The organism is Planctomycetia bacterium, assembly GCA_015200345.1.
In the GTDB taxonomy this organism is placed as follows: domain Bacteria; phylum Planctomycetota; class Phycisphaerae; order UBA1845; family UTPLA1; genus PLA3.
Map to the genome: position 1 here is coordinate 1,027,197 of CP054187.1, position 25,665 is coordinate 1,052,861.

The window sequence follows — 25,665 nt, forward strand, 5'->3', positions numbered from 1 at the left end:
GACCGCAGCAGCGGCGAAACACCATCTGCCTGCTCCTCCCACGGCCTCCCGAGGGTGGAACCATCTCAAAGGGTCGTGTGTCTGGTGACCGGCGGAACAGGTTTGCCCGCGGCAAACCCGGAGAAACCCGTTGACGGAAACAGCCGGGCGTCTCATTCAGCGCGAAACACGACATCGATCGCGCAGGTCAACGTGCGCGAAGCGCCTTCACCCCCACGATGGTCGGATGCCGCTTGAGGTAATCCATCAGCGGCAGCTCCTGCACAGCCGGCTCGCCGGAATGCAGCAGCATCACGGTGCCGTTCGCGTCGTGCGTGATGAGGCCCAGGTGGCCGACGAAGGGCGATTTCTCGTTCTTGACAAACTCGATGACGTCGGCGTCCGCCAGAACCGGCAACACCCGCTCGAGCGATGCGACCGGTATGTATTCGTCCGACCACTGCTGGACTGGAGCGTCCGTATTCAATCCGTACTTCTCAAAAAAAGTTCTGCGATTGATTGTCAGCTTATAAGCACGCACGCTTGCGCCACCCAATGCCGCCGTTGTACTTTCAAACAGCCACGCGTTGTTCACGTTCCAATCCGCCTCGGTGAAGTGATTGCGCGTGAGCAGGCCGATCCTGCCCTCGCGATAGCGAATCCGCCGCAAGGTGTCGAGGAACTCCGCTTTGTCGCGCGACAGGGCCATGGCCCACGTTTGCTCGACAAACGTCACGCAATCGCTCGCCGTCAGGCAATAAAGTGGATCGGGATCGTATGGTTCGGCGCCGCCCTCGCCCAGCGGACCGAGTTTGTAGGGCTGGCCGATCGTTCGGCGGGCGATTTCCACGACGCGCCGGCGCAGGTCCGGCTCGCGCGCGTGTAAATCGCGCAGATACGCTTCGAGGTCGGCATCTGTGAACTGCCAGAGCGGCTTATCGCCGTAGACGGGCAGCGCATCGGGGCCTGGCGGCCGACACCTGACGTTCAAAACAGACGTCAGTAGAATCGCCAGCACAAGTGCCTGACGGGGCGATCTCGAAAAAATGCGAAGGTCCATCACGACACAGCTCAACGGCACGGCGACACACAAGCCCTTTTGCAACAGCGACTTATGGCTGCTCGGCCGATAACACCGTTCGCCCGGCCGCTCGGTAATTTCACAGAGTAACTTAACTTGCCCGCATTTCCAGCCGACCAGCACGGCAACAGGCCCCGGTACTGGACCAGGGGCCGACGCAAGACTCTTGTGAGGACAGGACACATGACTTTTACGAAGAGCAACAAGTCGGCCTTCAAGGCCCAGATCGTCCGAAAGCAGAAGGCGTTCAACCGACTGGTCAAGCGGTTCAAGGCCTGCACGAACCCGACCGAGCGACGGTTCATCAAGAACGAAGCCGCTCGAATCTGCAAGTGGCTGGTCAAGTACGCCCGGCAGTGGAAGAAGTTCGGTTTCGGTGGGAACACGTGGATCTGCAAGAACTTCAAGATGGGTCGCTTCACGAGCGTCAAGACCGCGACGCGCCGCGCCCGGAAGAGCTACGCTCGCAAGAGCTATGCCCGCAAGTCGCGCCGCAACGTCTCAAAGCGCAGCCGCGTCAGCAAGAGCTGGGCGAAGCGCCGGACGACCCGCACGCGCAACACGCGCCGCTCGCGCGTGGCGTGGTAACTCGCAATCAACGCTCGCCATCGCCCGGCCGGCCCAGCGTCGGCCGGCGATGATGAGCACAGGCTGAATGGCACCGGGCCTCGGCGAACTCCCGCTCGAGGCTCGGTGTCTATTGACGCGCAACGCGGATCAGACGTTGAATCGGAAGTTGATGATATCGCCGTCGAGCACGACGTAGTGCTTGGGTTCGAGCCGCACCTTGTTGGCGGCCTTGACGCCTTTCATGTCCTTGTGGGCCTCGAAGTCGGCGTAAGAAACCGTCTCGGCACGAATAAACCCGCGTTGAATGTCGCTGTGAATCTTCCCGGCGGCGTCGACCGCCGTCGTGCCCTTGGTGATCGTCCAGGCTCGGACTTCATCCTCGCCACAGGTGAGAAACGAAATCAACCCGACGGCGTCATAACACGCGCGGATCAGCCTCGCCTGGGCCGGCTCGGCGATGCCCAGGTCCGCGAGAAACGCGGCGCGATCGGCCGGCTCCAACTGCGACACTTCCATTTCAATCTCGGCCGCCAGGGCGATCGTCGCGCGGGCGTGCGGATGCTCAAAGGGCGGCGGGTTGCCGACCTCGGCCTCGCCGACGTTGACGACGACGATGACCGGCTTGAGCGTAAGAAACCCGAAGCTGGCGGCGATGCCGCGCTCCTCGTCGTTGTGAATGGCGCTGGAGACGGGTGACTCGCTTTCCAAGGCCTCGCGCACGCGCTTCATCATGGCCAGCTCGCGCAGCTCCGCGTCGCGCGTCTTGGTCGGCTTCTGCACGCTCTTTTCGAGTTTTTCGATTCGATTCGTCACCTGCTCCAAGTCGGCGAAGATCAGCTCGGCGTGCAACTCGTCCACGTCGGCGCGAGGATCGACCCGGCCGCGATAGGACGCAACGTTCGGCGATTCGTAACCGCGCACGACGGCCACGATGCCATCGCACTTGCGGACGCTTTGCATGGCCTTGCGAAACTCCGCCACGCCTCCGGCATCGGCGAGGGAGAAACCTGGAATATCCAGGAACTCGAGGTGCGCCGGCGTGTATTTCTTGGGCTTGTAAACCTCGGCGAGGTAGTCCAAACGCTTGTCGGGGACCGGCACGGATGCGAGGCGCTCGGCCGGCGCGTGACCGGTGTCATACGGCTGGCCCGTGATCGCGGAGAAAAGCGTTGACTTGCCCGATTGCATCGGGCCGATGAGAGCAAACTTCATGGTGCGTACTCGGTGCGAGAAACTCGTCAGGGGGTGTCGTCGCGCTCGGCGGATTTCACGATTTCGTTCAGCGAGGCATCCGCCAACCAGAGAATTTTCACTTGCTGCCCGTCGTACATCAGCACGTTCCGACAAGCCCGCGGGATCGACGCATGGGGCGTTGCACAGACCGCCATGGGAACCGGCTCGCCCGCGATCGGCGCGGTGTGCCAGTTGCGAACAATGAGATTGTAATGCTGCGAGGTGATCATTTCGCCGCCGGGCGGCGGGAGCCGCCGCCATTCCTCCTCGAGCAGCTCCCTGGGCAGCTTCGCCAAGTCGCGCCGGAGTGCTTCACGAAAGTAAGCCCTCATCGATTGCTCGCATACGTGTTGATGCTGCTGACCCCGCTGCCAGAGGATGATGAGCACGATGCCGGCCATGCCCAGCGCGAGCCACGCCATGCGCCGCCAGAACACCATCTTGCGTCGCAGGCTCCTCGCCTCTGACACCATGTCCATCGAATCGCTCTTCAACCCGCCTGCATTCGCAGGACCGGACTCCGTCATGCGCGTGCTCACTGAACGATGAAGCAATCCCGGATCGAACCACCCGTCCGCTCGTCGTCCGGACAAGTCTAACACCCCCACCGCTCCCCGCATACCTGCCTACCCCCCCCGCGAATTCCTTCGGCTGCGGCTACGATATGGCCATGTCTGCCGCTTCCCCACCGCTTGGTCTCCACACTCGCCGTACCGGGTGCATTCTTGGCACGGCGGGCCATATCGACCATGGCAAGTCGTCGCTCGTGCAAGCGCTGACCGGGACCAATCCGGACCGGTTGCCGGAGGAGCAGGCGCGCGGCATGACGATCGAGTTGGGCTTCGCACAGTTGAGCTTGTCACGGGATGACGGCGCGGCGTGTCCCATGTCGGTCGGCATCGTCGATGTCCCCGGACACGAACGGTTTGTCCGCACGATGGTCGCCGGGGCGACGGGCATCGACTTGGCGATGCTGGTGGTCGCGGCGGACGACGGGGTCATGCCGCAGACGCGCGAGCACGTGGAGATTCTTGATCTGCTGGGCATCGTGCGCGGCGTGATCGCGATCACGAAAGCCGACCTCGTCCGGGAGGATCGAATCGAGATCGTCCGCGAACAGATCGCCAAGCTGGTATCGGGGCTGCCGCTGGCGGAGTGGCCGGTCGTGGTGGTATCGGCACGCAGCGGACGGGGTCTGGATGCGATTCGCCGGACAATTGCCGAGCTCGCGGGCGAGTTGCCGGATCGCTCCGCGGGAGATGTATTCCGTCTGGCGATTGATCGCGTGTTCGCCGTTCATGGCCGGGGCACGGTCGTGACGGGATCGGTGTTGTGCGGTCAGGCAACGACGCAGTCGACGCTGGAACTGCTGCCGGCCCGCGTCACCTGCCGAGTACGCGAGTTGCAGAGCCACGGCACCGCGGCGACGCGAGTCGGGGGCGGACAGCGGGCGGCGCTCAACCTGACCGGCATTGATCGCGAGCCGATCGAGCGCGGCATGGAGCTGGCGACGCCGGGTTATCTCACACCGACGCGGTACGTGGACGCGCGCGTGCGATTGCTGCGTCGCGGCGAGCGGTCCTTTCGCTCGCACCAACGCGTTCGCGTCTGCATGGGCACATGCGAAACGCTGGCCATGCTCGTTGTGATCGGCGCACGAGAAATCGAACCCGGCGGCGACGCCCTTGTGCAACTGCGGTTCGCCGATCCGGTCGTCTGCGCCCACGGTCAGCGTTTCATCCTCCGCAATGAGACGGCCCAAGTTACACTCGGCGGCGGCGCGGTCATCCGGCCGGTTTCACAGCGATTACGACGCGCCCAGCCGGATGTCGCGGCGTCTCTGGAGCGCTCCGAGTCAGCCGATGCGCAGGTTCGCCTCGAAGAGGCGTTGCGGGTCGCGGGATTCGAATCGGCCACGCCGGCCGGACTCGCCTGCGCGGCGAGCTGCATGATCGGCGAGGTGTCGCCGATGCTGAACGCCCTGCGTGATCGCGGCGTGCTCGTTCGCGTCACGCCGGCGTGCGAAGTGCATCGTGACGCGATGGCGGCACTGGAGAATCGCGCAATGGCCATGCTGTCCCGGCATCATGCCGCGAATCCGGCGCAGCCCGGTCTCTTGCGCGATCGATTCGTCACCTGGCTGGAGAAGCGGTCCGGCGCGGGCATCGGCCGAGCCGTCGCCGCGCGGCTCGAACAGACCGGGCGCATCGTGGCGCGCGGTCCGTACGTCGCCGATCGGGCGTTTCAAGGCGCGGCGTCGGCGGAGGACGCGGCGCGGTTGGAGCGAATCGTGGAGGAGATCACGGCAGCGGGATTCGATCCTCCGGTTTGGTCGTCGCTTCGCGCTCTGACAGGCGTTTCCAGACCGCGCAACCGGGCGTTGGAGGAGCTCGCGCGGTGCGACGCGCGGCTTGTGCTTATGGCACCCCAGCAATTCATTGCCGCCTCGGTGTTGGCGCGGTTCGAGAAGGCGGTGCGCGAGCTTGGCGCGGGCGGCCGGCGTTTCACGCTGGCGCAGGTTCGCGATGCGCTGGGGTTGTCGCGCCGGGTGGTGCAACCGGTGCTGGAACATCTGGATCGCGCGCGCGTGACGCGGCGCGTGGGCGATGAGCGTGTGCTGGTCGAGGGCGAGCAATGAGCAAACACCAACGCAGCCGGCCGAATGCGCTGCGCGAACTGCCCTCCATGACGGCGCTTCTCAAGGCGGCCTCGGAGCGTGGCGACTTGAAACAGGCATCTCGCCGCGTTCTGACCGATGCACTGCGCGACGCGCTCGATGCCGTGCGGCATCGGATCGCGAGTGTATCCGTTGACCGCGATTCCCCCGGCGCCACCGCGGGCGGAACATGGATCGAGTCCATTCTCGCTGACGCCGCGGCGCGACTGGCCGCACGGCGCACCCCGCGGCTGGCGCGCGTCATCAACGCCACGGGCATCATCCTGCACACCGGACTGGGGCGAAGCGCGCTCGGTGACGCCGCTGTGCAACGACTGACCGAGGCGGCGGGCTACTGCAACGTGGAAGTCGACCTCGATTCGGGCGAGCGCGGCCGGCGGGGGCTGTACGCCGAGCAATTGCTTCGCGAATTAACCGGTGCCGAGGCGGCACTGATCGTCAACAACAACGCCGCCGCGACGATGCTCGTGCTGCACGGATTGGCGCGCGGGCGTGAGGTCATCGTCTCGCGCGGCCAGCTCATCGAGATCGGCGGTTCGTTTCGGCTGCCCGAGGTCATGTCGGCCGGCGGAGCGATCCTGCGCGAGGTGGGCACCACGAACAAGACGCACCTTCGGGATTATGAAACAGCCATCGTCGAGCGAACCGCCCTGCTGATGCACGTCCACACGAGTAACTACCGAGTCGTCGGGTTCTCCGAATGCCCGGCGGCGGCGGAGCTGGCGGCGCTGGCGCACGCGCGCGGGTTGGTCTTCTTTGACGATCTCGGCAGCGGCGCGCTGATCGACGACGACCTGTGGCGGCTGGCGAATGAACCCACCGCGACGGCCAGCCTGCGCGCCGGTGCCGATGTGGCGGCATTCAGTGGCGACAAGCTGCTCGGCGGTCCGCAATGCGGTATCCTGCTGGGCAAATCGAGCATCATCGACAAGCTGCGTCAAAGCCCGATGGCAAGAGCCTTGCGTGTGGACAAGCTGACGCTGGCTGCGCTGGAGGCGACGCTGGAGCTGTATCTCGATCCCGCGCGGGCACGGAGCGAGATTCCCACGCTGGCCCGGCTAACCGAAACGATTGAGTCCGTCGAAGCGCGTGCGCGACGACTTTGCGATGCCCTGCACGCGGCACTGGGTGCGAGACTCGGCCGCGATGCGTTCACCGCGCAGCGCGATGACAGCTTCGCCGGCGGCGGCTCGTTGCCGGCTTGGCCGCTGCCGACGGCCGTCGTCTGCTGGGCACCGCCGAATGATCGGCCGGTCGATGCGTGGTCGCGGCGGTTGCGGCTGGGTTCGCCGCCGGTGCTGGCACGCGTACAGGGGGATCGTGTATTGTTCGACCTTCGCACGGTGCGTGAGGCCGAGCAGGCGGAGATTGTGACGGCGGTGGCGAGTGCGCTGGCGTCCGGTGAGTGACGATGACCAAATACGCCATCATTCTTCCAGACGGCGCGGCCGATGAGCCGGTCCCGGCGCTGGGGGATCGAACGCCGCTGGAGGCGGCCGATCTCCCGTTCATGGATTCGGTCGTCAGCATGGGCCGCATCGGCGTGGTTCGGACTGTGCCCGATGGTTTCACGCCGGGAAGTGATGTCGCGACGATGTCACTTCTGGGCTACGATCCCGCGAAGCATTACACCGGTCGTGCCCCGATCGAAGCCGTGGCGAGGAACATCCCGATCCATCAGGACGACGTGGTCTTCCGCTGCAACTTGGTGAACCTCACCAACGGCGAGATGACGGACTTCACCGCCGGGCATATTTCGTCGGTGGAGGCGGCCGGGCTGATGAAGGATCTCGATGCGGCCTTTGTGCGCGAAGGCGTGCGATTCCATCCCGGCGTGTCGTATCGCAACCTCATGACGATCCGCGATCCAAGTGCGATCGACGTCGCCTGCATGCCGCCGCACGACATTCCAAACGAGCCGGTCGATCAGTACCAGCCGCGCGGTGGCGCGGCCCGGCGCATCCGCGACATCATGCTGCGCGCGTCGAAGATCGTCGCGGAACACGACATCAATCACGTCCGAACCGACCTGGGCGAAGTCCCGGCCAACGCGATCTGGCTCTGGGGGCAGGGCGTCGTGCCGATCATGCCGAGATTTCGACAGCGATACGGCGTTCGCGGTTCGGCCATCGCGGCCGTTGATCTCATCCGCGGGCTGGCCAAACTGCTGGGCTGGCCGATCATCGACGTACCGGGCGCGACGGGTTACATCGACACGGATTACGCCGCGAAAGGCCAGGCCGCCGTCACGGCGCTGGATGAATACGATCTCGTCGCCGTTCACATCGAGGCGCCCGACGAAGCCGGTCACCTGGGCAGCGCAGAAGAAAAAGTGAAGGCCCTTGAGCAGATCGACCGGCTCATCGTCGGTCCGGTGCTCGACAAATTGCGATTGTTCGACAAATGGCGCATTCTCATCGCGCCCGACCATCCCACGCCCGTCGGCCGCCGCACGCACACCGACACCCCTCCGCCCTTCTGCATGGCCGGCGCGGACCTGCCGCGCCTGCTTTCGTTTGACGCATTTACGGAATCGACGGCCGTCCGCAGTGATCTGCGCATTGACCCGGGGCATGAATTGATGGAGTATTTCCTGCGTACGTAGGCGAGCAGAGATCCGTGGTCAGTAGGTTGCGGTTTGTGGTGAGTGAACCGTTTTGGGTCTTTCAATTCAGCTGGCGAGCTTGCTCGCCGCGGACCGTGCTGCCCCGACCAGACGGCAGCGAGAATCTCGGAAAGCATCATCCATGACCTCCGTCGATGCACGAAGCACCGCGCCACGTATCTCCACCAAGATCATCGCCACCATCGGCCCGGCGTCGCAGTCGCCCGAATCGCTCCGCGCGCTGGCCCTGGCCGGCGTCGATGTCTTTCGATTGAACTTCTCCCACGGCACACTCGAACAACACGCGCAAGTCTTCGAGCGCATCCGCGCGATCAATCGCGAACTGGGCACGCACAAGGCCGTGATGGCGGATCTGTGCGGCCCGAAGATTCGCGTCGATCCCGTCGAGGATGACAGCTTTGTCATTGCCGTCGGCGACACGCTGGACATCGTCGGAGGGCACGTCGTCGGCAACCGCACCCGCGTCAGCACCAATCGCCCTGAAATCGTCCGCGAGGTTCAGGAGGGCCATCGCGTGCTGATCGACGATGGAAACGTGCGTCTGCGCGTCAGCCGTGTGCTGGAAGACCGCCTGCAATGCGTCTGCGAAGTCGGCGGGGCCATCTCCACGCGCAAGGGCATCAACCTGCCGGACAGCATGCTGCAAATGTCGGCGCTCACGCAAAAGGACCGCGAGGATCTTGCCTGGGCCGTGCAGCACGGCGTGGATTACGTCGCGATGTCGTTTGTACGCACCGCCGATGATTTGCAGGAGCTTCGCGCGCTGCTTCCGCAGACGCCCGACGCCCCGCGTATCGTCGCGAAGATTGAAACGGTGCAGGCGATCCGCCACCTGACGAACATCATCGACGAAGCGGATGTCGTCCTCGTGGCGCGCGGGGACCTCGGCGTCGAAATGGACCTGGCCCGCGTGCCGCTGCTGCAAAAGCAGATCACGCGCCTTTGCGCCCTGGCCGCACGGCCCGTCATCATCGCCACGCAGATGCTTCAATCCATGGTCGAGTCGCCCACCGCCACCCGCGCCGAAGTCAGCGACGTCGCCAACGCCATTCTTGACAAGGCCGACGCGATCATGCTCTCGGCCGAAACATCCGTCGGCGAGTTTCCGGTCGACGCGGTCAACATGATGGTGCGCATCGCCGTCGAGACCGAGGGTTACGTCGCGCTGCAGCTTCGATCCGATCAGGACGAAGCCACCGACGCCGTCAGCCGCGTCGCTACGGCCGTCGCGCACGGCGCGAGCCTGCTGGCGCGTCAGCTCGATGCCCGGCTTGTGGCGGTGTGGACGCAAAGCGGCAACACGGCGCGCCTGCTTAGCAAAACGCGCATGCCCGCGCCGATCATCGGCCTGTCGCCCAATGAATTCGTCTGTCGCCGCATGGCGCTGTACTACGGCGTGACGCCGGTCTGCCTGAAGCGCGAGGAACGCATCCTCGCCATGCTGCGCGACGTGGACGACGCGCTCATCGAGAAGCGACTTGCCAGGCCGGGTGATCTCGCCATCGTCATCGCCGGCACCCACCTCAACGACGTCGGCGCGACCAATGCCCTGCTGATTCACCTCGTCAGCACGGCCGATCAGGGCCTGCCCCGCTTCACCGGCTGAACCGGCCGATTCCGCCGAAGCCCCGCACTGCAATCCTTGCGCGGATCAACGCGCGCCCGGCGTTTCGTCGATGAATAAAGGGGCCTGTGGCGTACGTTCGAGATGCGGCGAGCAAGCTCGCCGGCGAAATGCAACCAGCGCCCGACTCACGGAACACGGCTTTTAACGACTCGCTTCAGGCAGTGCGTCATGTCACTCATTACTGTATGCCATCCGATCCATCGCTGGGCCGTCGGCGGGACCGAGCGGCAGCTCGCGACGATTCTGCGGCACCTGCCTGCTGATCGCTTCCGGCACATTGTGTTGACGCGCAACGGCGGGGTCATGCCGCCGCTTCCATCGAACGTGCGATCGATTGATCTGGCGCGTCCCCAAACCGACCCGCGATTCGCCGACGCACTGACCGAACAACTGATCGCGCATCGCGTGGACATCCTGCATCTGCGAGGCCTCTCCATGCTGCTCGACGGACTGGTGGCGGCCGAACGTGCGGGAGACATCGCAGTGGTACTGGGGTTTCACGGGTTTGAAACGGCCGAGGACGATTTGCCCGCGCTGCGCAAACCGGCGCTGGGTCGCGCGGCGCTCCGGTGCGACGCGCGCTGGGCGGTCAGCAAGTCCGCGGCACGCAGCATTGAGCGGAGCCTGCGTCTGCCGATGGGCTGCTTCGTCGCCAAGCCGAACGGCGTGGACGTGCACCGCTTCGCGCCGGCATCGGATCGCGCGGCGATTCGCGCGAGGCTGGGCCTGACCTCGGATCAACAAATCATCCTCTGCGTCGGGAACTACAAACCGGTCAAGGGCCAGGACGTGCTGCTGGACGCCGCGGCGATGCTACCGGCCGGCTGGACTAAAAAAACAATTTTTGTATTTATTGGCCGCGATGACCTGAACGGCGAATTGCAGCGCCGCGCAGCAGCCCTTTCGCAGCCGAACTTCGTCGCACGCTTCAGCACGGATTGCGATGACCCGTTGCCGTGGTACCAGGCGGCGGATTTGTTCGTGTTGCCGTCGCGCTGGGAGGGGCTGTCCAACGCGCTGCTGGAGGCGATGGCGTGCGAACTGCCCGTGATCGCCGCGCAAATCGGCGGCAACGTCGACGCGATCGAGCATGAGCGCAACGGCCTGTTCGTGCCGCCCGATGACGCCGGCGCGCTGGTTGTTGCTATCAAAAGACTGCTGACCGATCCGGCCAAGGCCGATTCGATGGGCCGCGCCGCCCGTGTGCGCGTCACCGAGTGCTTTGACCAGCAAACCGCCGTCGCCCGCTACGCATCCGGCTACGAAGCGCTCGCGCGAAAACTCCGCGCACGCCGCGCCGCTGCCCGGTCCACGTTGAACTTCTCGCATGACCCCGCCCTGGCTGACCTGGAGACGCATCCGTGACGATCCTGACCGCCCTGCGACCCGAACGCCCCGCCGCGTCCACCGGCCGGCTCGCCGCCCTGTGGCGCTATCGCGAACTCATGGGCATGCTGGCCTGGCGCGATATCCGCGTGCGCTACAAGCACTCGCTGCTCGGTGCGGCCTGGGCCGTCCTGCCGCCCGTTCTGATGATGGGTATTTTTACATTCGTATTTGGCACCGTCTCGGCCATCGACCCGCGCGGGCTGACCGGCCATGCCGGCCTGCCCTACTCGCTCTTCGCCCTCGCCGGTCTCGTCCCCTGGACCTTCTTTGCCAACGCCCTGACCGCGGCCACCGGTTCGCTCGTCGTCAACCGGCAGCTTGTGACGAAAATCTATTTCCCGCGCGAGGTCTTCCCCCTCGCCGCCATTCTTAGCGCCGCCGTGGACTTCCTCATCGCACTAACCGTCCTCGCCGCCTACGCCGCCTACCTGCACCTCACCGGCGCGTGGCAGCTCAACCTCTCCGCCGCGCTGCTGGCCCTGCCCGTGGTGCTGCTCGTGATGCTCTGTTTCATGATCGGCCTCGCCCTGCTGCTGGCCATGGCCAACCTCTTCTTCCGCGACGTAGCGTTTCTCTTCCGCTCCGTCATTCAGCTTTGGATGTTCGTTACCTGCGTCGTCTATCAGCTCGACGCGACGGCCGGATGGAAACGCGCCGTGATCCAGCTCAACCCCATGACGCCGATCATCCGCGGCCTGCGCGATTGCCTGCTCATGGGCCGCTGGCCCTTTGACGCCCCCTTCGCTCTCGCCGCCGCGATCAGCCTCGCGACGCTCGCCGTCGGCTGGACCTGGTTCGGCCGCCGCGAGGCCCGATTCGCCGAATGTATTTGAAATCCATCCGGGACGGGTGCCCCATCCTCGCGGAGCGAAGGTGGGGTCACGATGATGGAAAAACAGAGTCGTAGGGCGCGTCTCCGCCTCGGCGGATCTGTGACTCGACGCACCACGAGAAATGGGTTCCGCCGCATCACTGCGGCGGCTCGGACCTGCACGAGCCGGCTCCTTGACGGTTGCGGCGCGGTTCAAGCGCGCGGTTCAAGCGCGGCGACGTTGATCGCGCTGGTGGGAGCGATCGCGCGGCCGCCGGCGGCGCAACATCACCGCCGGGGCGAGGAGCAGCGCGGCGGTGGCGGGCTCGGGGACGTAGTTGATGTGAATGACCGGATTGGGCCATTCGCCACCGAAGATCTGGAAGCCGGGATTCGCGCCGAAGGCGACGGCACGGCGGTTGTTGAAGGGGGGTTGGACACCAGGCTCGAAACCACCGAATCCCTCGGAGCCGGCGCGCAGCTGCGTCAGCGTGCCGGGGGCAATACCGGCCTGCGTCGTCAATACGTAACTGTGCAGGTTGTAGATGGTCGGCCCAGCCGGGATCGGGCTTCCGCCCTGCGGCAAACCAACAATGAGCGATGACAGCACGCCGTCGGGGCGGTTCTCAACTGGGGGCAGAACATGATTGGTGAATGGCGAACCGACGACACTTGTCTCTGACAAGCTCAACTGCGTGGCCGCCCCGGCCGGATCGCGTATCCAGAGCGAATAGCCCGTGAGCGTGCCGTCGTCGATTCGCGCGCGGGTTGTAATGCGCCACTTGCACTCATTGACCGTCGCGTCGCAGCGTAGGAACAAGGATGTGCCGGTTGTTCCCTGTTGGTCAATGAACGAGTTTGGAGTCAACGGATCGGCGCGTTGCCAGGCGACAACGCCAGCATGACTCAATTGAAACGCATTTGTTCCGAAGGCAAGAAAGGTGGCGCAAAGCCAAGTGTTCTTGTACATGTCAACTCCCCTTTCCTGTTCAAGGCGCAGTCGTAAACGAGCGTACAGCACTGTATGTAAAGTGCCCGCAACTATCTCGCGATACGACTTGCCAGTAATAGGTGGTGCCGCTCTGCAAGCCAGAAATTTCGAACTCACTATCGGGCGTGCAGCATTGACTCGGTGTGGAGCAACAGGGGTTTTGGATGCACTGCGAACTAAGTGGCGGCGGATCGGTTGTTCCGATCGCAATTAAATAGCAATCCGTCTCATCGCTTTCATCCCACGTCAGCGTGACGGTGGTCGGGACGCCGGTGGCCTGGTGCAGCGGATAGAGTAAGGTCGGCGTACCGGGTATGCCGTCGTTCGTTGGAAGATTATCAGGGAACACGACATTGCTCGGCGAGTTGCCGGTGATGAGCTGCGCCGCACGAAGCGCTTGGTCGTACGAGTCCAATGCCGGGTTGGACAGCGGCAATCGACATCCCGCGTTCGCCAGCACATGCCCCTCGACCTCTTCAACATCAAGTATTGTGTCCGAAGGCATGTCCCACGCACCATCCTTTTTCAGACTGGTCGCCAGATTTGTGTAGATTGCGGTTGGCGGACTCGTCTGGCTGACCGTCATGTCCCATTGATTACCTGTGTAGGTCAACTCGTACTCACCAGCAGTGACATTGAACCGTAGGTACAAGTTGCCGCTGATATGCAGGGTGTTATCGCCAGTGCTAAGGACGAGCAGCGGCGAGTTAGAATTCGGCGTGTAGGGATTCTCTGTCTCGACGGCTCGAATCGGATCTTCAAAAAAACCGCTCCGCGAGAGATACAAATTCGGCGTCTGGAAATGGTTCTTGATGATGTTCATCTTGGGACCGTTCGTCCCATCGCCCGACCAGATTTCCAGCGCCCGGCGGCTGATGGAAACGACGTTATTGAAGAAGTCAACCCGGCCCGGGCCGGTGAACACCAGCTGGCGCTCCAGCGTGTTGGTAATCAGATTGCGGCAGTAGGTCAGCCGTTCGTGCTCATGGGCAGGGCCGTGGGCGGAGCCGATGCCGGCGCGGGAATAGCCGATGGCACCGCCGCCGATGATGCAGTTCTGAACCGTAACGCGACAGAGTTTGCCGCTGACCGAGATATTGTCGTCGCGCGAAGCGCCGATCGAGCAGTGATCGACGATGATATCGTTGCAGCCGGTTTGGTCGCCCCAGATATTCAGTGAACGACCGCAGTGGTACCGGAGATTCTCCGGGTCCAATACGCCGGAACGGAATCGCATGTACCGCAGGACGACGTTGTCGCAGTCCTTGATGCGAAACTCGTCGCCGATGATGGTCGGGCCGATCCCGGTGGCGTATTCACCGGTGATCTTGACGTACGATTGGTTGTCCATGCTTAACATGGACTTCAATTTGATCTCGCCGTTGACCAGCACCTTGATGTTCCGCGGGCCGGTCAATTGTTCGATGGCGTAGCGAAGCGTGTGCTGAATGGGCGTCTCAACGCCCGGAAGATAATCCCCTGGGTGGGTCACCTCATACCACGTGTTCGGATTGTAATTCTGCGGCGGATTGTGAAACGCGTACTTGGCCCAGCCCATGGCGCCTTCAAAGACCGGCGTGCCTTCAGTTGGAACTATTCCGCACGGTGGATGCCCGTACGGCGGCTCCGTATTGCCGCCCGGCGGCGGGTCTTCAGCGACCGTGGATCGCATGGTCAGCGCGCAGAGCATGAGAGAGAGAGAGAGAGAGAGAGAGAGAGAGAGAGAGAGAGAGAGAGAGAGAACGGCTGCGGGTCGTAGCGAACTGCGCCGGTCCATTGGTCTGGCCTCCTGCGTCAAGCGACGCGCCAACGGCATCCCATCAGCCGCCCGATTGCCCGGTGGGCGGCCCGTCCGGCCCCACGATGACGGCAGTGTAACACAGGTGCCGAAGGCGTGTCAAGGGAATTTTTCGGACTTTCTGCGGTTTGCCCTAAACCCTGTGCCCGTCGCCAGTAACCGTTCGCCGGCAGGCAGCCATGTGCCAGGAGCCGTTCGCCTTCTGACAGCAAGAAGCCATGAGCCGTAAGCGATAAGCCAGAAGGATTGGGCCAGTAGAATTTGGACGATGGCCGAGTGCAGCGCCGTAGGTTGCGTCCTCGATGCGCCGAGAGAAAGCATGGTCTCGGCTTGGTTTGATTCCGCCGCATGACTGCGGCGGCTCGGACGGGCACGGACCCGCTCCCTCACCCTTGATTTTGCTTCGCAACGTCAAGTGCAGACGGTCGCGGCCCGGATCGAAACGCAAACGCTACCATTACCCGTTACCCAAGCCCGGTTGACTCCCTAACATATACCTAATAGACTCCGCCGCCATGGCCCTGCGGCGCGTCTCCAATCCACCGAATCCGTTCATCTCCGAGGCGCGGGAGTGGCTCGAGTGCGAGCCGCCCGATGCGAAGGTCGAAATCTACGAAGAACACGCCAAGTCCATACTTTCCGAGAACGACAGCCCCGATATCCCTTTCCGCTGGTCGATCAATCCCTATCGCGGCTGCCATCACGCCTGCGCTTATTGCTACGCTCGGCCGACGCACGAGTATCTCGGCTACGGCGCGGGGACGGATTTCGATACGAAAATCGTTGCGAAGGTCAATGCGGCCGAACTTCTTCGCAAGGCGTTTGAGAAGAAAAGCTGGCAGGGCGAATCGATCTGCTTCTCCGGCGTGACCGACTGCTATCAGCCGCAAGAAGCGGTTTACAAGCTCACGCGCAGCTGCCTCGAGGTCTGCCTCGCCTGTCGCAACCCCGCGACGATCATTACCAAGAGCTTTCTCGTAATTCGCGATGCGTCGTTGCTGGCGGAGTTGAACCGCGCCGCCCGGGCGAACGTGTTCATGAGCGTCGCCTTCGCCGACGACGAAACGGCGCGGCTGATCGAGCCGGGCGCGCCGCCGCCTTCGCGCCGGTTCGAAGCGATCCGGCAGCTTGCGGCCTCGGGTTTGCGCGTCGGCGTGTTGTGTGCGCCGATCATTCCGGGATTGAACGACACGCAGATGCCGGAAGTGCTCCGGCTGGCGGCGGAGGCCGGCGCGAAGTCGGCGGGGTACACGGCGCTGCGGCTTCCGGGAAGCGTCGCGCCCGTGTTTCTCGAACGCATCCGGTCGGCGATGCCCCTGCGTGCGCAGCGCGTGGAGAACCGCATTCGCGAGATGCGCGGCGGCGGATTGAATGACCCCCGCTTCGGCAATCGCATGCGCGGCAGCGGTACATACTGGCAGGGCATCCGGCAATTGTTCAATGTCTGCGCGGTGAAGTACGGCCTGAAGCCGGTGAAGCGAATCGCGATGCAGAACCTCCGCGAGCACACCGCCAGTGCGAACGCCAGCAGGGACAACACAAACGCCGGGCGGACGATACAATTGCGGTTGTTTGATGAGTGACCCCAGCTTCGCATTGCATCGGGAACCCCGTCCATGTCCTATACGGAATTGATCGCCGCCGTGAAAGAAGCCAACATCCTGTCTTCCATCGAGGGGTTGCTCGACTGGGACAGCGAGACCGTCATGCCCGAGAAGGGCCTGCCCGCGCGGGCCGAGCAGCTTTCACTGATGGCCGCGCTGGCGCATCAGCGGCGGACCGATCCGCGCATCGGGGAATGGCTCGGCCAATTGGAAGGCAAAGATGCGGACGAATCGCAGGCCGCGAACCTGCGTGAGATACGCCGCGGGTACGACCGCGCGGTGAAGCTACCCGCCGAGCTGATTCGCAAGATCGCACACGCCTCGACGCTTGCGAAGGACGCGTGGGGCAAGGCGCGCGCCGAGAAAAACTTTACCGCCTTCGCCCCGCACCTGTCGACCCTGCTGGACCTCAAGCGGCAGGTCGCCGACGCGATCGGCTACGCCGCCGAGCCGTACGATGCACTGCTGGATGAGTACGAACCGGGCATGACCACCGCGCAGGTGGCCGATGTGTTCGGCGCGCTGCGCGGCCCGCTGTCTGATTTCGTCAAGCGTCTGCAAAACGCGCCGAAGCGGCCGGACCCGGCGGTGCTGCATCGCCGATTCGACCGTGCGGCGCAGGAAAAGTTCGCCCGCCGGATGGCCGAAGTGGTCGGGTTCGATTTCACGGCCGGCCGGCTGGATGTCTCCAAGCATCCGTTCTGTTCGGGCAGCTACCCCGGCGATATTCGATTGACGACGCGCTACTACGAGGACTTTTTCTCGCCCAGCGTATTCGGTGTGTTGCATGAGTCCGGTCACGGGCTGTACGAACAAGGATTGCCTGTTGACCACGCTTTTACGCCGCTGGGCCAGCCGGTCAGCCTTGGCATTCATGAATCGCAATCGCGCCTCTGGGAGAACTTCGTCGGGCGCAGCCGAGGATTCTGGGAAAAGTTTTACAACGAAGCCCAGACTGCGTTTGCCGAATCGCTGCGCGACGTGAGCCTGGATCAATTCCATGCGGCGATCAACGTCGTTCAGCCGTCATGCATCCGCGTCGAAGCCGACGAGGTGACGTACAACCTGCACATCATTGTACGATTCGAGATGGAGCGTGCGATGATCGGCGGCAAGCTGGCGGTGAAAGACGTGCCGGAAGCGTGGAACGCTCGCATGAAGGAGTTCCTCGGCATCACGCCGCCTGACGATGCGCTGGGCTGCTTGCAGGACATCCACTGGTCCATGGGCGCGTTCGGGTACTTCCCGACCTACGCATTGGGCAATCTCTACGCCGCGCAGTTCTTCGACGCCGCGAAGAAAGCCATCCCCGATCTGCCGGACCAGATTCGCGCCGGTCGGCTTCGCCCGTTGCTCGACTGGCTGCGCGAGACCATTCATCGCCATGGCCAGCGTTATCGCGCGGCCGACCTCGTGCAGCGTGTCACGGGCAAACCGCCGTCGATTGAACCGTTCCTTGCGTACGTGCGTGAGAAGTTCTCCCCCATTTATGGATTGTGAGTCTTATGGATCTCAAAGCCGCCCTGTTGCAGAACATCGACAAGCGCTTCCAGCAATTCCGCGAGGCGTTCGGACGGTTCGATGACGCGTCGGCCGAGCGCGAGATGGTCGGCCCGAAGTGGAACGTGCGTGATCTCGCGGGGCATCTGGCGCATTGGACAGCCGAAGGCGCGGCGCAGATTCCATCGCTGGCGGCCGGCAAGCCCATGCCCGATTACGATCTCGAAAAGGTGAACGAAGAGGTGTATCGCAGGAATCGGCGCATGTCGTTCGTCATGCTGCTGCCGCAGCTTCGCGCGGCGGAGGAGCGGTTTCTGGCAGCGGTGAAGGCCGTGCCCGATGCGATGCTGATCGATTCGCCGGTGCGCGAGTGGATCGGTTTCACCGGCGCGGGGCACTATGAGAAACACTGGGAGGGGTTGAAGGCGGCGGTGGAGCGAATGAAGAACAGCACGTAGCAAATGGCGTAACATGAATTACGGTGCAGTCGGCGTTACCTCCTCACTGAACTTGCCGCCCAGCGATTTCAGATACGACTCCAGCGATGACGTGTAACCGAACACGAATCGCGCCAGAGACCGGAAGATCGGATTGTAAATCTCTCCTTCCTCCGTGATCGTCACACGGCTGCCCTCGGCCGCCGGTTCGATCTCAAAAACCCACCGCCCGCCGAACGGCAGGTTCTCGTCGGCAATGCGCGTCACCAGTCGCGTGGGCCGCGCGGCCTCGATCCGCTCCAGCATCATCGGCCCGTTGCTGCCGTCCTCCGTCCAAACGGGCCGGCCATCGCGGTCCGGCTCGCGGCGAACCGACTTCAAGTCCTTGCGCCAACTCGCGGCCTGCTCGAAATCCGCGATCACATCCCAAACAACGTCGGGCTTCTGGCGTAGTGTTATTCGCCGGGCCGCGACGTGCCCCTGCGGCAGCATCAGCCCGATCCCCGCGATCAGCAACACCAGCCCCGCCAGACCTCCCACGCCAACGAGCAGCCATTGCCACATCGGTCGCCTCTTCTTGTTCGCAGCCGTCGTCATCGTACACCGACCTCGCTCGGCCCGCCGAAATGTCTCGTCGCCCTAGCCTGAATCAGTGTAACGCCCGACTAGATTGATTGCATTGGACTGTTATAGTTGCCCGCGCGGGCGATTCCGACGTTACAATCCCCGATTCAACCGCGTCGGCGTCGCCCCGTTTTGGGCGGGCCGCGAATTCCTGACAGGTGTCGCGATGCTCGGTGAACTGCTGCGACCGGAAATCGAAGAGATGCTCGCCGCCCGGCACTTTGCAGGCCTGCGCGAGGCGCTCGCCGACCTGCCGCCGGCCGACATCGCTGATCTCTTCGCCGATCTGCCGCCGGAGCAGGTCGCCGTGCTCTTTCGCATCCTGCCGCGCGCCCAGGCGACGGACGTCTTTGAGTACCTTCCGGTTGACGTGCAAGAGAGCACGCTGCGCGCCATGGGCCAGGAGGACGTCGCCGCGGTCCTGAACGAGATGGACCCCGACGATCGCACGGCCCTGCTCGAAGAAATGCCCGGCGAGGCGGCCCAGCGGCTCATCAACCTGCTCTCGCCCGAAGAGCGGCGAATCGCCTCCAAGCTGCTTGGCTATCCCGAGGAATCCATCGGCCGGCGCATGACGCCCGATTACGTCGCCGTGCGCGCGGACTGGACGATCTCGCACGTTTTCTCGCACCTGCGCCAGGTCGGCAAGGACAAAGAGACGCTCAACGTTGTTTTTGTCACGGACGAGCGCGGGCGGTTGATCGACGACATTGCCCTGCGCCAGCTGGTCCTCGCCGATCCGAACGATCTGGTGAAGGACATCATGGACGGGCACTTTCCGTTCCTGCGCGCCTACGACGATCAGGAAGAAGCGGTGCGTACGTTCAAAAAGTATGACCGCAGCGTGCTGCCTGTCGTGGACAGTTCGAACATCCTCGTGGGCATCGTGACGGTTGACGACGTGCTGGACGTCGCCGAGCAGGAAGAAACCGAAGACGTTCAGAAGATGGCCGCGGTCCAGGCACTGGATGAGCCGTACCTCGCGACGCCGTTTACCGTGATGGTCCGCAAGCGGGCCGGTTGGCTGCTGGCGCTGTTCGCCGGCGAGCTGTTGACGGCGACGGCGATGGGCTATTTCGAGCATGAGATCGCTCGAGCCGTGGTGCTGGCACTGTTCGTGCCGCTCATCATCAGCAGCGGAGGCAATGCCGGTTCACAGGGGGCGTCGTTGATCATCCGCGCGATGGCGCTGGGCGAGGTCACGCTCGGCGACTGGTGGCGGATCATGCGGCGCGAGGTCATGTCCGGCCTGGCGCTCGGCTCGATTCTGGGCATTGTGGCATTTGTGCGCATCGCGCTGTGGCCGTGGCGCGTCTCGATGTATGGCGAGCATTATCTGATTGTCGCCTTTGCCGTGGGAACCAGTCTCGTCGGCGTGGTGATGTGGGGGACGCTTTCGGGTTCGATGCTGCCGCTCATCATGCGGCGGCTCGGATTTGACCCGGCCGTGTCCTCGGCGCCGTTCGTGGCGACGCTTGTCGACGTGACGGGGCTGGTGATCTACTTCCTGACGGCCAAAGTGATCCTGACCGGGACGCTGCTGTAAGCCGGGGCAACAACGGCGACCTGTCAGTAATATCGGATCAGCGCGAAGCCGCCAATCAGCAACACCATGAAGGCAATGCAGAGAAGATTGAAGTACTTGTCGATGAACTGGCGGATCGGCTCGCCGAATCGCCGCAGCAGCCACGCCACAATGAAGAACCGCATCCCGCGACCGACGAAGGACACCGCCGCGAAGGCGAGAACGTTCATGTGAAACGCCCCCGAGGCGATCGTAAACACCTTGTACGGGATCGGTGTGAAGGCCGCGGCGAAGACAATCCAGAAATCGTAGGCCTGGTACCAGTCCGTCACTTTCGCGTAGTGCTTCTCGGCGTGATAGAACGCGATGATCTTCTGACCGACCGTATCCATCAGCGTCAGCCCGATGGCATACCCAGCCAAGCCGCCCAGCACACTGGCGACGGTGCAGTTCAGGGCGAGGCGAAACCAGCGCGTCCGGGCACCGAGCACCAGCGCGATGAGCAGCACATCCGGCGGAATTGGGAAGAAACTGGACTCGGCAAACGCCAGCAGGAAGAGTGCCACCGCCCCATGCGGCGTGTGCGCCCAGTGCAACACCCAATCATACATTCGCCGGTGAAGGCCGGGTTTACCGGTGACCGGTGATGAAGCAGCTTGGTCATTCATGGGCGGGAATGCTAGCGGGTATTCGCCGCCCCCGCGAGTGCGAAATGAGCAAGCAGGTTGTTGAACATTCTCGCGGAATCAACCCACGCGGCCGTCGCGGTCCAGATCCTCGCCCATTCGATTTTCGAGTCGAAGGATGAGTTCCCGCAGTAGCGTCTGCGTGCGGTTCAACTCGTTCTCCAGCCAGCGCACGCGCGATTCGAGATTCTCCGCGTGTTCACGCTGATTGCTGATCTGACTTTGCTGTAAGAGGTCCCAGAAGAAGCCCATTTTCCATACCTCCCCAGCCTTGATTGCTGCTTGCGTCTTTCGTGACCAGCCAATCATGTCAACACGGTGACTTACGGATCGAACCGCCGCACCTTCACATCGGTAACCAGCATATGAACCTTCTGATCCAGCGGACCAGCGGGGATCGAATCGACGACCTGTTCCTCGAGCGCAAAACCGCAGGCGATTCCGCGAAACTCCGCCTTGCCCAGAAAGCGATCGTAGAAACCACGACCACGGCCCAGCCGATTGCCGAACGGATCAAACCCCAACCCCGGCACGATCACCAGGTCGATCTGTTGCACAGGAATGATCTGGCCGCTGATCGGCTCGCGCACGCCGAGCTGATTGTTCGCGGCGACTTCGGTGTCCAGATCGCGAATCTCCATTGGGATCATCTGGCGGCTTTCCCAGCTCACCTGCGGGGCGACGACGCGCTTGCCGTCCTGCCAGGCCTGAAGCACGATGGGCGTTGTGTCGGCCTCCTGCGGCAGCGACAAATAGATCATGATCGTCTCGCAGCGGCGGTATTCCGGCTCGGCGAGCAACAACCGCGCGGCGGCGCGCGAGCGCGAGACCATGTCGTCCGGCGAAATGGCCGCCAAGACCGCCCGCAGCCTGGATCGAAGTTCCTTCTTCACCCGGTCCTCGCGAAGGGTTGCGTTCCCGTTAGAGAATATGGACTGGGCTGATCCGTTTCAATAGCATGGCCAACCGCAGCGGGAGAACCCCGCACGCATGCCGTACCCAGTGTGATTTGTGAGCCTGAAATCCACTTTACCGATTGCGACATTCGTGACCGGCGCGCTGCTTAGCGCTGCCGGAACGGCGATCGTGCTACGATGGTCCACGCGTCGCGGATTTGTCGATGTCCCGGGCGGGCACAAGGGCCATGCGCGACCGGTCGCGCTGGGCGGCGGCGCGGCCATCACGCTCGCGGCCGTGCTGCCGATGCTCGGCGCGATCGCCGCGGCGAACTTGTTTGCCTCCGGCGCTGCGCCGGACTGGATGCCCGATTCGATTCGCATACACCTTGGCGGAATGGTGACCAAGACGCCGTTGGCGATCGCGCTGGCCGGCACGACCGCGTTCATCTGCGTCGTCGGCCTGATTGACGACCGCCGCGCGCTGCGGCCGCTGACGAAACTGATCGCACAAGTGGCCGCCGCCGCCGCGCTGGTACTTGGTTTCAACCTCCGCTTGCTTTCCGATCTGGGCTACGCCCCGTCGACGCTGCTGTCGATCCTCTGGATCGTCACGCTGATGAACTCGTTCAACTTTCTCGACAACATGGACGGCCTCGCCGCAGGCGTTGCGATGATCGCAGCGAGCGTGTTCGCCAGCACGGCCATGCGCGCAGGGCAGGTCTTCGTGCCCGCGTGCTGTTTGCTTCTGGCTGGCGCGCTGGCGGGATTCCTGCCGTTCAACGTTCACCCCGCCCGCGTCTTCATGGGCGACGCCGGCAGCATGGTGATCGGCCTGCTCATCGGCGTGCTGACGATTCTTACGACGTTCGCCGACCCGGCGCAGGGCCAGACCCCGGTCGGTGTACTCGCGCCGCTGGTGGTCATGGCGGTGCCGCTTTATGACACGGCGAGCGTCATCTGGATTCGCTGGCGCAGCGGCAGCCCGATCTGGGCCGGTGATCGTCGGCACTTCTCGCACCGCCTCGTGCGCCGCGGCATGCCGGTGCGCCAGGCCGTTGCGGTCATCTGGCTGGCCACGCTGGTCACATCGCTCCCCGCGCTGATGCTGCCGCGCGCGAGCTGGCCGCTGGCGTGGGGCATCCTGTTGCAAACGCTGCTCGTGGTCGCGCTGGTCGCCCTGCTGGAGAGCGCCGGCGGCGACGGATCGGATTAGAGCGATGGCCGGACCGATCGCGCGATTCATCGACCACGCCGTCCTGCTCGTCCTCCTCACGCTCATCCCGCTGCGCGCCGTCGCCGGTGAGACGCACTCGTTTGAAACGCCACGTTTGCTGCGCGGCCTCACTTCGTTCGGCCCATCGCCGGCGACCACGTTTGCAATCGCGGCAATCATCGTCGCGTGCGCCGGATGGGTGTTCGCCTCGGGCGCGTGGCGCGGCCGGCGAATGCGTACGACCGGGCTGGAGGCGGGCGGGCTGATGCTGTTCGTCGCGTCGAACATCGCATTTGTTCGCGCGGGCCAGAAGCATTTGGCATTGATCGGCGCGTCCGATTTTCTCACCATCGTGCTGTATGCGATCACGCTTCGGCAGTTGCTGACGTCGCGCTGGCACCTCCGGCTGGGGCTGGCCGTCGTCATGGCGACCGCGGGAATGCTCGTCGCCAAGGCGTGCTACCAGAAATGGATCGAATGGCCGGCGACGATCACGTATTACGAGGAACACCGCGAGGAATTGCTCGGCAGCGCACCTCCCTCAAGTGCGGCGACGGCGCCCAACGCCCCCCCCTCGACAAACCAGGCAATCGCACTTTCCGACGACGCCTCCGTCCAGCGCCGCGAGGGGTTGATTCATGATTACGAGGCCCGCCTGCGGTCCGGCGCGATGACCGGCTACTTTGCCCATCCCAACATCCTCGGAAGCTGTATGGCCATGCTGACGCTTTGCTGCGCCGGCATCGCGTTCACACGATGGCGCGGCGGTCGACGCGGCGCCGCGATCGCGCCGATCTTCCTCGCTCTGGCATGCGCTGGCGTTCTGCTGGGCACGCAATCCAAAGGCGCCAGCGTCGCCTGCGCAGCAACGGCGTGCTTCCTGGGAACTTGCCTCATCCTGCGCAAACTCAAACAAGCCCGGCATCCAGACCGACCAGATGTTTCGCGGGATGCCGGCGCAACGGCTCGCATCCTTCGCCGCACACTCGTCATCGGCTGGATTCTCGCGGCCATGGGCGCAGCGAGCCTCTTCGCAATGCTCCGCGCCGATCCCGGTTTAATGGGTCTTTCGATGCGCTATCGCGCGATGTACTGGGAAGGCGCGATGGCGATGGTGGACGACGTGGGTGTGTGGGGACTCGGGCCGGACAATTTCGGGCGGCACTTCACGCGCTACAAGCCCGTCGCCTGCCCGGAGGAAGTGGACGATCCGCACAACTGGCTGATTAAGTCATTCGTAGAGCATGGATGGCTCGGCGCGGCCGGCCTGCTCGCCCTGTTCATCGGCGGGTCGTTGAAGCTCACCACGGTCCCCTCTCCCTCCCAGGGAGAGGGGTGGGGTGAGGGTGATCCGCGCGCCGCACGCGAACAGTCCGTCGTCCTGAACCTCGCCGTGGTCCTCGCCCTGTTCGCAATCGCATGGGTCGCGCTCATCGCGGGCGCACCGTCGGATTTTACGCTCGTCACGCTTGCACTGGGCCTCGCGCCCTTCGCGCTTTTCTTCGTCGCCGGCGCGATCGAACGCGCGGACACAACGCGCTTTGAAGACAATGACCTGCCCCTGCTTGCCGCCGGCCTGGGCGCAGGGCTGGTCGCCTTCCTTGTGCACGCCTTCATCGACCTCGCGCTCTTCATGCCCGGTGCGGCCACGATGTTCTTCGCCGTCGCGGCGATCGCGCTGGCGGCGCGCGATGCGAAGAACCACATCGACGAGGCAATTGATGATTCCGATCGCCCGGCCGCACGGAAGCTCGACCGTGAGCAGACGCGTCGCCATCGACTGGCGCTTCCTGCCGGCGCGTCGATGGTCATCGTCGCCGCCTGCTTGCTTGCAGAGTCGTATTTGTGTCACCACTATGCGTATTTTCTGGAATGGAGCCGCCAAGACCCCGGGCGCGGGGCGTACGGCTATCGGGAGGCAGCAACGTATTACGCGCTCGACGGCACGGCGGTCGAAGAGATGCTCGATACGCTGTCGCCGCGGATCGCCTCGCGGACCGACGCCGACGAGGTGCTGAAACTGACGGACGAGCTGGAGCGCCGCGACCCGTTCAACGCCGCCGTGTGGCACCATCGCATGGCGGCCTATTCCGCTCGATTCGCCCTCGGTGGCGATCTCGCCGATCTGCGACAGGCTGTGGCGATGCAGCAGAAAAGCATCGAGACGTATCCCACGTCGCCGCTGCGCTGGCTGGCCCTGGGCGATCTGCTCGAGCGGCTGGCAAGCCAGTCTCGCGACCCGGCGGACCGACGCGCCGCAGCCGACGCGCTCCAGCGGGCGCTCGATCTCGACGCGCAACGAATCTACGTCTCGAAACCGAATCGCCTGTCCGCGGATTTCCTGCAATCCATACGCGAGCGAATTGGCAGGCTGCGGTGATTTCGGCGATGCTCG

At 63.9% G+C, this 25,665-nt stretch carries 22 protein-coding genes; 13 read left to right on the forward strand and 9 right to left on the reverse strand.

What is annotated here, in order from left to right; translation table 11 throughout:
• Positions 1-187: 187 nt before the first annotated feature.
• Positions 188-1,039, reverse strand: a complete 852-nt coding sequence (locus HRU71_04380) for a DUF1460 domain-containing protein (protein QOJ02770.1) — start codon at positions 1,037-1,039, stop codon at positions 188-190.
• 204 nt (positions 1,040-1,243) lie between these two features.
• Between HRU71_04380 and HRU71_04385 the strand changes: the two genes are divergently transcribed.
• On the forward strand, positions 1,244-1,648 hold the full coding sequence (locus HRU71_04385; GenBank protein QOJ02771.1) for a hypothetical protein: 405 nt from the start codon (positions 1,244-1,246) through the stop codon (positions 1,646-1,648).
• A 129-nt stretch (positions 1,649-1,777) separates the two neighbouring features.
• On the opposite strand, the gene ychF is transcribed toward HRU71_04385, so the two are convergent.
• Both ychF and HRU71_04395 read right to left on the reverse strand, forming a co-directional pair.
• Positions 1,778-2,842 (reverse strand): redox-regulated ATPase YchF, encoded by a 1,065-nt coding sequence (gene ychF, locus HRU71_04390; protein ID QOJ02772.1) that lies wholly within the window; start codon positions 2,840-2,842, stop codon positions 1,778-1,780.
• Positions 2,843-2,868: 26 nt separating this feature from the next.
• Positions 2,869-3,390 carry a hypothetical protein gene (locus HRU71_04395; GenBank protein ID QOJ02773.1) on the reverse strand — a complete coding sequence of 174 codons (522 nt, stop codon included), beginning with the start codon at positions 3,388-3,390 and terminating at the stop codon, positions 2,869-2,871.
• A gap of 143 nt (positions 3,391-3,533) precedes the next feature.
• On the opposite strand from HRU71_04395, the gene selB reads away from it, so the two are divergent.
• The 6 genes from selB (at position 3,534) to HRU71_04425 (ending at position 12,015) form a co-directional block, all read left to right on the forward strand.
• On the forward strand, positions 3,534-5,501 hold the full coding sequence (gene selB, locus HRU71_04400) for a selenocysteine-specific translation elongation factor (GenBank protein ID QOJ02774.1): 1,968 nt from the start codon (positions 3,534-3,536) through the stop codon (positions 5,499-5,501).
• Entirely contained in the window at positions 5,498-6,949 is a 1,452-nt protein-coding gene (locus HRU71_04405) for an L-seryl-tRNA(Sec) selenium transferase (GenBank protein QOJ02775.1), read from the forward strand. Before selB ends, HRU71_04405 begins: the two co-directional genes overlap by 4 nt.
• Positions 6,950-6,951: 2 nt before the next feature.
• The gene (locus HRU71_04410) at positions 6,952-8,145 is read left to right on the forward strand and encodes a cofactor-independent phosphoglycerate mutase (protein ID QOJ04916.1); all 1,194 of its coding nucleotides are present in this window, start codon (positions 6,952-6,954) and stop codon (positions 8,143-8,145) included.
• A gap of 142 nt (positions 8,146-8,287) precedes the next feature.
• On the forward strand, positions 8,288-9,772 hold the full coding sequence (gene pyk / locus HRU71_04415; GenBank protein QOJ02776.1) for a pyruvate kinase: 1,485 nt from the start codon (positions 8,288-8,290) through the stop codon (positions 9,770-9,772).
• Between the two features lie 189 nt (positions 9,773-9,961).
• Entirely contained in the window at positions 9,962-11,158 is a 1,197-nt protein-coding gene (locus HRU71_04420; protein ID QOJ02777.1) for a glycosyltransferase family 4 protein, read from the forward strand.
• Positions 11,155-12,015: an ABC transporter permease gene (locus HRU71_04425; GenBank protein QOJ02778.1), complete on the forward strand. Its 861-nt coding sequence runs from the start codon at positions 11,155-11,157 to the stop codon at positions 12,013-12,015. Before HRU71_04420 ends, HRU71_04425 begins: the two co-directional genes overlap by 4 nt.
• 204 nt (positions 12,016-12,219) lie before the next feature.
• Here the strand turns inward: HRU71_04425 and HRU71_04430 are convergent, their stop codons facing one another.
• Together HRU71_04430 and HRU71_04435 are read right to left on the reverse strand one after the other, a co-directional pair.
• On the reverse strand, positions 12,220-12,963 hold the full coding sequence (locus HRU71_04430) for a hypothetical protein (GenBank protein ID QOJ02779.1): 744 nt from the start codon (positions 12,961-12,963) through the stop codon (positions 12,220-12,222).
• Between the two features lie 19 nt (positions 12,964-12,982).
• Positions 12,983-14,656 (reverse strand): hypothetical protein, encoded by a 1,674-nt coding sequence (locus HRU71_04435; GenBank protein ID QOJ02780.1) that lies wholly within the window; start codon positions 14,654-14,656, stop codon positions 12,983-12,985.
• A 641-nt stretch (positions 14,657-15,297) separates the two neighbouring features.
• Between HRU71_04435 and HRU71_04440 the strand changes: the two genes are divergently transcribed.
• The 3 genes from HRU71_04440 to HRU71_04450 are packed head-to-tail and all read left to right on the forward strand — an operon-like array spanning position 15,298 to position 18,344.
• A complete protein-coding gene (locus HRU71_04440; GenBank protein ID QOJ02781.1) occupies positions 15,298-16,365 on the forward strand; it encodes a PA0069 family radical SAM protein in 1,068 nt (355 codons plus the stop codon).
• A gap of 33 nt (positions 16,366-16,398) precedes the next feature.
• A complete protein-coding gene (locus tag HRU71_04445; protein ID QOJ02782.1) occupies positions 16,399-17,886 on the forward strand; it encodes a carboxypeptidase M32 in 1,488 nt (495 codons plus the stop codon).
• A gap of 5 nt (positions 17,887-17,891) precedes the next feature.
• A complete protein-coding gene (locus HRU71_04450; GenBank protein ID QOJ02783.1) occupies positions 17,892-18,344 on the forward strand; it encodes a ClbS/DfsB family four-helix bundle protein in 453 nt (150 codons plus the stop codon).
• An 18-nt stretch (positions 18,345-18,362) separates the two neighbouring features.
• Here the strand turns inward: HRU71_04450 and HRU71_04455 are convergent, their stop codons facing one another.
• The gene (locus HRU71_04455; protein QOJ02784.1) at positions 18,363-18,920 is read right to left on the reverse strand and encodes an SRPBCC family protein; all 558 of its coding nucleotides are present in this window, start codon (positions 18,918-18,920) and stop codon (positions 18,363-18,365) included.
• A 193-nt stretch (positions 18,921-19,113) separates the two neighbouring features.
• Here HRU71_04455 and mgtE point away from each other — a divergent pair, with 193 nt between their 5' ends.
• Positions 19,114-20,493, forward strand: a complete 1,380-nt coding sequence (gene mgtE / locus HRU71_04460; GenBank protein QOJ02785.1) for a magnesium transporter — start codon at positions 19,114-19,116, stop codon at positions 20,491-20,493.
• Positions 20,494-20,516: 23 nt separating this feature from the next.
• On the opposite strand, the gene HRU71_04465 is transcribed toward mgtE, so the two are convergent.
• The 3 genes from HRU71_04465 to HRU71_04475 form a co-directional block, all read right to left on the reverse strand.
• Positions 20,517-21,083: a DedA family protein gene (locus HRU71_04465; protein ID QOJ04917.1), complete on the reverse strand. Its 567-nt coding sequence runs from the start codon at positions 21,081-21,083 to the stop codon at positions 20,517-20,519.
• A gap of 135 nt (positions 21,084-21,218) precedes the next feature.
• Positions 21,219-21,467, reverse strand: a complete 249-nt coding sequence (locus tag HRU71_04470) for a hypothetical protein (GenBank protein QOJ02786.1) — start codon at positions 21,465-21,467, stop codon at positions 21,219-21,221.
• Positions 21,468-21,481: 14 nt separating this feature from the next.
• Positions 21,482-22,051 (reverse strand): 5-formyltetrahydrofolate cyclo-ligase, encoded by a 570-nt coding sequence (locus HRU71_04475; protein QOJ02787.1) that lies wholly within the window; start codon positions 22,049-22,051, stop codon positions 21,482-21,484.
• Between the two features lie 154 nt (positions 22,052-22,205).
• Here HRU71_04475 and HRU71_04480 point away from each other — a divergent pair, with 154 nt between their 5' ends.
• Positions 22,206-23,270, forward strand: coding sequence for an undecaprenyl/decaprenyl-phosphate alpha-N-acetylglucosaminyl 1-phosphate transferase (locus HRU71_04480; protein QOJ02788.1), 1,065 nt, complete (start codon positions 22,206-22,208; stop codon positions 23,268-23,270).
• 4 nt (positions 23,271-23,274) lie between these two features.
• Positions 23,275-25,650, forward strand: a complete 2,376-nt coding sequence (locus HRU71_04485; protein ID QOJ02789.1) for an O-antigen ligase family protein — start codon at positions 23,275-23,277, stop codon at positions 25,648-25,650.
• The last annotated feature ends 15 nt before the right edge of the window (positions 25,651-25,665 follow it).